This is a genomic window from Zoogloea sp. LCSB751 (assembly GCF_002028455.1).
In the GTDB taxonomy this organism is placed as follows: domain Bacteria; phylum Pseudomonadota; class Gammaproteobacteria; order Burkholderiales; family Rhodocyclaceae; genus Zoogloea.
The window spans coordinates 63367-71805 of sequence record NZ_MWUM01000027.1; the positions used below are offsets into that span (position 1 = coordinate 63367).

Annotated in this window: 4 protein-coding genes; 2 read left to right on the forward strand and 2 right to left on the reverse strand. The window is 56.4% G+C overall.

Annotated elements, in window-relative coordinates; genetic code table 11:
- Window positions 1–77: 77 nt before the first annotated feature.
- Window positions 78–2978, forward strand: a complete 2901-nt coding sequence (locus B4920_RS21815) for a transporter substrate-binding domain-containing protein (RefSeq protein ID WP_161493368.1) — start codon at window positions 78–80, stop codon at window positions 2976–2978.
- Window positions 2979–3232: 254 nt separating this feature from the next.
- Window positions 3233–3478: a hypothetical protein gene (locus B4920_RS21820; protein WP_079436794.1), complete on the forward strand. Its 246-nt coding sequence runs from the start codon at window positions 3233–3235 to the stop codon at window positions 3476–3478.
- 2140 nt (window positions 3479–5618) lie between these two features.
- Here B4920_RS21820 and B4920_RS21825 read toward each other — a convergent pair.
- Window positions 5619–6884 (reverse strand): type II toxin-antitoxin system HipA family toxin, encoded by a 1266-nt coding sequence (locus B4920_RS21825; RefSeq protein WP_079436795.1) that lies wholly within the window; start codon window positions 6882–6884, stop codon window positions 5619–5621.
- Window positions 6885–6886: 2 nt separating this feature from the next.
- The gene (locus tag B4920_RS31030) at window positions 6887–7285 is read right to left on the reverse strand and encodes a helix-turn-helix transcriptional regulator (RefSeq protein WP_079436796.1); all 399 of its coding nucleotides are present in this window, start codon (window positions 7283–7285) and stop codon (window positions 6887–6889) included.
- Window positions 7286–8439: the final 1154 nt, after the last annotated feature.

Below are 8439 nucleotides of genomic sequence, written 5' to 3' on the forward strand. Positions count from 1 at the left end.
GCGCCTTGAGCGGTGTGTTCCTGCTGCGCCGCCCCCTATCTCCTCACACGTCTCGTGTTTCCACTGGGCACCCAGTCATGAAACGACTTGTCCAGATACTGGCGGTGATACTTGTGCAATGCGGAGTGCCATTGCTGGCCACTGCCGCGGACGGCGGTGCGCCTCACCAGACGATATCGGTCGTCAGTGACGACAACTATCCACCCTATATTTTCCGCGACGCAGAGGGTCACCCTGAAGGCTACCTCGTCGACTTCTGGAAACTGTGGGAAAGCAAAACCGGCATACACGTCAGATTCGTTCCCACGAACTGGAGTGACGCACAACAGCGGATGCGCGCCGGAGAGTTCGACGTCATCGACACGATTTTCAAGACGCCGGAGCGGGAGGCTGTATATAGCTTTTCCCAACCTTACGCGACACTGCCTGTGGCGATTTACGCGCACAGGTCTGTCAGTGGCATTTACGCCCCAAGTTCGCTGCGTGGCTTCCAGATTGGCGTCGAGACAGGGGACGCCTGCATCGATGAACTCCAAAGAAGAGGCATTACCTCCTTGGTGCTCCAACGGAGCTACGTGGCCCTGATTGAGGAAGCGAAAAAGAGCGACATCAAGCTCTTCTGCATGGATGAAGGCCCCGCGAATTATTACCTCTACCGGGCGGGTCTTCACACTGAGTTCGTCAAGGCATTCGACCTCTATCAAGGGCAGTTTCATCGTGCTGTCAGGAGAGGGGACGAAGCCATCCTGGTGCAGATTGAACAGGGTATTGCGGCCATCGGCGAGGACGAGCTTAAAGCACTCAACGAGAAATGGATGGGCACCCCCATCCGTTGGGAACCGTACTCAAAGATAGTTGGTATTGCCTTTGCCTCCCTGCTGTTGTTGGGTGCAGGCATGGCATTCTGGGTTCGCCTGCTCAAAGTTGCCGTTGCCCGCAAGACGCGGGAGCTGCAGGCGAAGACAGCCCACCTTGAGGAAAGTGAAGAGCGTTTCCGGGCGCTCTTTGAAGATACCGTTCAACCCATTGCGCTGACCGATGAGGCTCGCTTCATCGCTGCCAATGAGGCGACCTTGGCCATGCTTCGCATGGAAAAGCCTGAAGAGCTGATTGGACGCGTCCCATGGGAAATCTCACCGCCAACCCAAGCAGACGGGCGGCCCTCTGTCGAAAAGGCCGCGGAACTGATTGAAGAGACGTTCGCCAAGGGCTCGAACTGTTTTGAATGGACGCATCAACGCGCTGACGGAACGACCTTTGAAGCGCGGATTCTGCTGACCACAATTTATCGCGACAATCGTCGGCTCCTGCACGTCATCTGGAATGACATCTCGAAGCAGAAGAGCGATGAGCGGGAACTGGCCGCTTACCGTTCGGAACTCGAAGCTCGCGTTGCCGAGCGCACCGCGACACTCGCAGCAACTGCGGAATCGCTGCGGGTCGCGAATGCGGAGCAGAAAGCCATCTTCGAAGCAACGACCGTCGGCATCGTGTTCATTCGGGAGCGGAAAATCCTGCGCTGCAATCGTGCCGTGGAAGAACTCTTCGGCTATAGCCGCGGTGAACTGGAACACCAATCCACGCGCCTTCTCTACAGCACTGAGTCAGAGTTCAACTCCATGGGGGCGCACGTCGAGGCTCACTTCGATGATGACGAGACCTTCAGCGTGGATGTCGAAATGATGCGCAAGAACGGAAGCCGTTTCTGGGCGCATCTTTCGATAAAAGCCGTCGAGCCTGGCAATCCTAAACGAGGGCTTGTCAGCATCATTGAGGACATCACGCCAGAGCGGGACGCGTTTAATGCCCTCACCCATGCAAAAGCCCTTGCAGAGGAAACGGCACGGACCAAAGCAGACTTCGTGGCAAACATGAGTCATGAAATCCGCACGCCAATGACCGCCATTTTGGGCTTCACCCACCGCCTTCAGCAGAGTGAGCTTACTCCCCGGCAACGCGATTACCTCCGCAAGGTCCGAGTTGCCGCCGAGCATCTGCTGACCATCATCAACGACGTCCTCGATTTCTCCAAACTAGAAGCCGGGAAGATGCATATCGAGCACGTGCGCTTTGAACTCTCCAATGTGCTGAGCGATGCGTCGTCCATGGTGCAGGAACGTTGTACCGAAAAGGGACTGGGCCTCCTCGTTGACCTGGCCTCTGATGTCCCCACGCACTTGGTCGGTGACCCAGTGCGCCTCACCCAGGTGCTCACCAACTATGTCAGCAATGCGGTGAAGTTCTCGGAACACGGCAACATCGTTGTTCGTGTTGAGAAATTGGGGAAGGAAGGCCAGAAAGCACTCCTCCGCTTCTCCGTCAGTGACAGTGGTATTGGTTTGAGCGAAGACCAAAAACAGCGGCTCTTCGAGAGCTTCCAACAAGCTGATGGGTCCATTTCACGCAAATACGGCGGTACGGGACTGGGGCTGGTCATCTCCAAACGGATTGCGACGCTGTTGGGGGGAGAGGTCGGCGTAGACAGCACGCCTGGACAAGGCTCGACATTCTGGTTTACAGCACGACTCAGTGTACTCGAAGCCGAGGAGCTACCCCTTGCCATGGTGTCGGCAGCACCGTCAGACCGTTCAGCCATTGCGGGTGTCCATGTCCTCCTGGCTGAAGACAATGAGGTCAACCAGGAGGTCACCAAGGAATTTCTCCATGATTTTGGCGTGAGCGTAACGATTGCGGAGAATGGTGCTCAAGCCCTCGAGATGGTCAAGACTGGGCACTTTGACCTGGTATTGATGGACATGCAGATGCCCGTCATGGACGGGCTAACCGCAACGCGCGAAATACGGAAGTTGCCCGGCTTCGCCGAACTCCCCATCATTGCGATAACGGCCAATGCGATGGTTGAAGACCAGACGCGTTGTCTCGAAGCAGGGATGAACGACCACCTCGGCAAGCCCTATCAGCCTGCAGAACTGTACGCGATACTCCAGAAATGGCGGCCTCATCGAAAAGCGGAGTAGTCATCAGCGCTCTCTGTCGGGCCAAGTGAAATCACCGAATTTGGCTACTTCACCTCTTATCCCCTGCCGCATCGAGCTACCATTACGGCTCAGCAACTCCTGCTCAACAATGGACGCCCTCTCTCTTTAAAACACTGAATTTAAAGAACTAATAAGCTCAATATCGCTACATTCAGTTCGTTCAACGAAGGTAACCTTAAGGCAGCTGACTAGCACTGGCCCCTAATATGTTCGTTCCACCTGAAGAATATCGGATGGCTGAGCTGTTAGAGGTTGGCTGCTGGACGACGGTGGACAAGGTTGCGGTCGACTACGACGGGCTGCGAGGCTGGTTGGCCAACTTCTACGCCAGCCGCGGTAAGCTCAATTGGCTCCCCGTGGAAACGCTCTACCGACTCTCCGGCTACGAGTCGAAATTGAGCAACTTCAGGGATAGCCTATCCAATGCGCTCGACAAGCTCATGAAAAGCAGCACCCCGCTGTGCAGCCGGATTCTTTAGCAAGGATAAGACTGCGCTCTACGTGGTCCGGGAAGAGTGGTTAGCCGACCGCGGCGCCGAGTAGCTTGGTGAGAAGAGCTCCCTGAGCCCTCAGCGATTACGGCACATCAAACCAAGATTAGCGAAATGCCTGGTCTGTCTCCATCAATTTAAGGATGTTCTTTACGGCCAGGAGATAGGCGTTAGGTGTGAGGAACATCATTTTTCCTTGATGCATTCTTAACCAAACGAGCAAGAGGCTTAATAAAACTGGCTACCAACCTTCAACTCAGAGCCAGGGCTTGTGATACTTACAGTTCAACCCAAAAGTAGGGAGCTTCTCACTTCGACTAGTTCCTCGAGGAGCTTTTGTAATCGGGTCTCTCGTCATAGTACTAACCTGACAAAGTGCTTTTCTATCTTCAGCCATGACCATACTGTTGCTCCCCTTCGTCTCTCGACGCCCATGCCAATATGAGCATGTCGCACAGCATTTTCGAGTGGTTCTATAGGAGCGCATTATTACTTTCGTATCTGCAGAATCTCGTTGCGATGGCTCAGCTGTTCTCGACGAAGTTGTACTGGGTCTGGAGCTTCCTGGACTACTCCGATAGCTGCCCTCCCCAGATGAGCTCCCCAATCCATTAGCAAGATATTTCAAGGTTTTCCATAACAGAAATATAATGCCTACCAAAAAAGAATAACTAAGCAGTTGGCGAAAAAACCACTTTACGGAAGACCACAAAGAGCCCTCGTCGTTAGAAACATCTTTCTCCTTTGCCTCCTCTTTCTTCGTCGACGCCGAGTCGCTCTTTTCTACTCTTGGCATCGGGTCACTAACCATAACGGTCGGTGGCAAAGCGTCCTTTACTTCGTCGTTCTGTAGAACGCGCCCCCCGGCCCGCGGCTGAGCGTTAAAATTCACATCCTTCGTTTCTTCAGGCGATACCACTGCACTTAAGGGCTTTCTTAAATCAGCGATTCGCTTTCGATAGACATCCCTAAGGCAGTCCGCCGTTGCACAGTTGTTCCGCGTTGAACTCACCCATTCAGCCTGGGCTTTCAAAGTCGCTTCGGATTTGCCATTTGCCTCTTTCAGTGCCTGTCCAAGCTCTTGGTCTAGGATGCACAAATCCTCAAAGGAACAAATGATGCGCTCTGCTCGCTCGTCAGCAACATCACAATCGAACGTCGGACTGACGTAATTTCCAGCTAGCACTGTCGTAGAAAGCGGCAGCAACAAAAGCAGCCCTCTAGCAACCTTCATTTTTCTTTGACTTTTCATCGAATAGTTACAACCCACACGTGAACGCTGCCATGAGCAGGCTATCGACCTAATTTTTTTGCAAACATCTGGCGAATTTCAGCGTACAGAGGTCTCTCGAATAGCCGTTCTGAAGCAGATTTCACTACCTGATTGAATGGCGGAAGTCTAACAGCAGTCGAGAGCTACACCGATTGCCTCTTAGCTTCTGTGTAGTTATACACCCAATAAATTACTGAATAATCCTTACATGATAATAGCGATTATCATGTAAGACCCGCTGGGGGGCAGGGGGTACGGGCCTCGGGTCGGCGGTCTCAAAACCGGCTGCAGGAGTCACCTTCCGCCCCTTCCTGCTGGAGTGCAAACCGTCCTAGTAGGACGCGCTCGATGCTGCACCGGCCCGCACGGCCTTTCGGATGGATGGTCAGCTGCGCACAGGGACATCGACTGCGCGTTGAAACGGGCACGTCAGCCGTTCTCCGCCCAACGTGTCCTAGTAGGACGCGCTGCCTCCTCCCGGGAATCGAGGCCACTCGCGCCGACCGGTCACGCGTCCTACTAGGACGCGCTCGATGCTGCACCGGTCCGCACGGCCTTTCGGATGGACGGTCAGCTGCGCACAGGGACATCGACTGCGCGTTGAACAGGTACGTCAGCCGTTCTCCGCCCAACGTGTCCTAGTAGGACGCGCTGCCTCCTCTGTGAATCGAGGCCACTCGCGCCGACCGGTCACGCGTCCTACTAGGACGCGCTCGATGCGGCACCTGCCGGCGCGGTCCTTTCGGGTAAGCGGCAGGCTACTCTCGACCCAAAGCAGTAGTTGGCTGCTTAGACACATCGGCTTTCAGACAGGCTCATTTACTTGCCGTGGCTGGCAGGGGCCAAAGTGACGCATCAGATTTGGAACACAGACTCCATCAGCTGAATTTCCTGGGATGCGACACCATGTCGTCGCGCCAGGGCCTGCCAGTCGGTAACAGCAGCAACCACTTCGGAAACGATGCCAAACGCTTCATCACGCGTCAGTCGGTAGAGCTCATGCGTTGCGCCCAGCACATCGATGTCTGGCGCAGCACGGGTGCCGTCCCAAGTCAGAGCATGTTCGCTCTTGTCTGGGTTGGGGTTCATGTCGAACGCCGGACTGAGTCGCCATCCGCTTCGAGTACGCAGGAAGCCGTGATTGCGCAGATGGTCATCGCGGTTTCCGACAACAAGGTTGAATGCTGCCCGGCGAAAGAGCTGTGCCAAGTCATCTTCAAGCCCTACCCCACCACAATCCTCCAGCACCTGCGCGACGTCGAGATAGCTGCCGTCCGGCTCGCCATCCTGACGCGCGAGCAATGTCATCGCAGAGGCATACATCCGTCGCGATGCAATAGCTGGGTTCTCCGACTTCAAGCGGTCGAATCGTTCAACACAAAACGTGTGATACCGTGCGCCCAGGCGCAAAAGCTGCGCCTCCGGTACATTGATGCCCGCTTTCCTAGCCAGCGTGTGGGTAATGAATTCCCATGCGCCCCAGTCTCGTCGGTCATTGTGAGAGGGGAATTTCGCGAGCCACAGCCGGCCATCCGTTTCTCGGAATGTCGCTTTTGGCCTTGCGCCACCAAGTGAGGTGCCGGGTGCCAGCAACATTGATAGCCAATGACGGTATTCTGGACGCTCCTCTGCTGAGGGGTCTTCCAAGCTCGCTGCAGCCTCTGCCAGTTCTCGCAGACTCGTTACCGGAGGCACTGAACGCAATTCATCTGGTGCCATGAATGGTGTCTCAGCGCTTAACCGGAATCTCAGTGCTCCTGTGCGTGTGATGTCACTGACACCCAGCATGAAGTCGAAATCGGTCAGACGCTGCATCGTGCGCCCTTCGTCTCTTGCAGCCAGTCCCTCTCGACGCTCCATGAGTACCCGCCCCCAGCGGTCGGGTGCGACGTCAAGGAAAACGCCGAACCAGCGGGTTCTGCTCGGATGTTGCCCGCCGACGACCAAAGGCAGCTGTGGGTCCAGCTCGAATTTGCGAGGGGACTCTAGCCATCCCCTGTCGTAGGCGAATGAGGGAGGAAGGTCCGTTCGGGCATCATGCGGGTAGAGCATGCCGACCCGCACGAGACCATGATGAAGCTCAGGGGCGTCAAGCCACACCTCCAGGGGGACGCGTGCCATGGTCAGGGCCTTTTCTTAAGGAGGCTACTGAATGGAGACGGTGCCTCCCGCGGTAAGTCGAGAGAATCTTGCGGGACACCCCGTGGAGGCTTTGCGGCTCTGACCGGCATTGCCTCAAGCGTGACCTTGTCCTGCAGCTTCCGCCCCAAAGGGTCGTCCTTGGCCACTAGCTCAAAGCTCGATTCGAGCCCAAGGATGCGTAATGCCTTGAGATACATCCCTAGTGACACGCTAGGGTCTCCACTCTCTAACCGTGCCACGGTATTCCGTGAGATGCCCATTCGCTCGGCAAACAGAGTCGTAGAGAGTTTGCGACGCCCCCGAGCCAGAGCAAGCCGGGCTCCAAGGTCTTGAGCAAGTAGTAGGAGGTCCGAGCTGAGGACCGGCTGAATTCGGGGCATGATGGGAGACGCAAGCTGGGATGCTCAAAATATAGAGCACAAACAGAAAGTGGTAAATATATTGAGCAAATTACCCTTAAATTGCTCAATATATTTACCACTTTGCTATCTTGACCCAGCCGTAAAACAGCCCCCCTCGACGGGAAGTGAGCTATCCAGGATAGCCAGCTCTTCTGGCACAGCACCAAGGTGGCGTAGCCGCCGCGGAGAGCATAGGTGGGGTATCGTGGCCGTGTGACCACTGCCTATCCGTGACAGCCCTTTGCTAGGGCCTCCGCAAGCCGCCAAGCCAACGAACGAGACACCATGAAGACAAGACTGTTGATAGCGTTTGTCGCAACCTGCACGTTGCTAGGCGGCTGCATCATCGCGGACCTTTACTCCGGAGGCTCCGGGCAAGAGGAGCACGGTGGCTACGGGCACCCACATGGTGACCGCGGACGCTACGGCAACGACCACGTTCGTGACCGAAACAGAGACCGGGAGCAAGACTACCGAAGGGAGTAACAACCAATGCCCCTTAGGAGTGGTTCAGGCGTGAACTGCAGCTGCGCACAGGCGCATCGACTGCGCCTTGAGCAAGCACGTCAGACGTTCTCCGCCCCAACGCGTCCTAGTAGGACGCGCTGCCTCCTCTGGGAATCGAGGCCACTCGCGCCGACCGGTCATGCGTCCTAGTAGGACGCGCTCGATGCTGCCCCTGTCTGCGCGGCCTTTCGGATGGATGGTCAGCTGCGCACAGGGACATCGACTGCGCGTTGAAACGGGCACGTCAGCCGTTCTCCGCCCAACGTGTCCTAGTAGGACGCGCTGCCTCCTCCCGGGAATCGAGGCCACTCGCGCCGACCGGTCACGCGTCCTACTAGGACGCGCTCGATGCTGCACCGGTCCGCACGGCCTTTCGGATGGACGGTCAGCTGCGCACAGGGACATCGACTGCGCGTTGAACAGGTACGTCAGCCGTTCTCCGCCCAACGTGTCCTAGTAGGACGCGCTGCCTCCTCCCGGGAATCGAGGCCACTCGCACCGACCGGTCACGCGTCCTACTAGGACGCGCTCGATGCGGCACCTGCCCGCACGGCCTTTCGGATGGATGGTCAGCTGCGCACAGGGACATCGACTGCGCGTTGAAACGGGCACGTCAGCCGTTCTCC